At 69.6% G+C, this 530-nt stretch carries 1 protein-coding gene; it reads right to left on the bottom strand.

All coding sequences use genetic code 11. The features are described from left to right. The coding region (locus ACTWQJ_RS52165; protein ID WP_443313320.1) for an IS110 family transposase at positions 1 to 530 on the bottom strand (530 nt) is incomplete at both ends.

The following is a 530-nucleotide window of genomic DNA, read 5'->3' as shown; positions in this document are numbered from 1 at the left end:
GCTGGTCGACGACGGTGCGCGAGGCGTCCGGAAGATCCAGGCCCTCCAGCCACGCCCGCCCTGCGGCCGTGAAGCAGGCCCCGGGCCGCTCGAGACCGTGCTCGGCGAGCACGGCGTGGATGCGGTTGCGCAGCAGGGTACGCAGGCGCACCAAGTGGAACCGGTGCCGTAGCAGGATGCGCTGCTGCCGGACGGCCGTGGGGGCGATCCATGCTTCCGGCAGCAGATCAGCACGCAGCAGCCGGGCGAGGGTTGCAGCGTCGACCTTGTCGTTCTTCAACCGGGCCGAGGCGATCGCCTTGCACCGTGAGGGATGGACCAGATGGGGCTGAAAACCGTAGTCCTCCAGCATCTCCACCAGCCAGCCCCAGCCGAACGCGGCCTCGAAGGCGACGGGCGCGCCGATCGGCAGGTCCCCGATGACCCCCAGAACGGTGCGGACGCCATTGGGCACGTTCCGGTTCACTCGCACCGCACCGTCGTGACCCACCACGGCGATCTGCGAGCGCTTGCGATGCACGTCGATACCG

Source organism: Streptomyces sp. KR55, from assembly GCF_052245645.1.
In the GTDB taxonomy this organism is placed as follows: Bacteria; Actinomycetota; Actinomycetes; order Streptomycetales; family Streptomycetaceae; genus Streptomyces; species Streptomyces flavusporus.
Note: the sequence above shows the minus strand (reverse complement) of the source record. Positions and strands in the feature narration are given on the sequence as shown.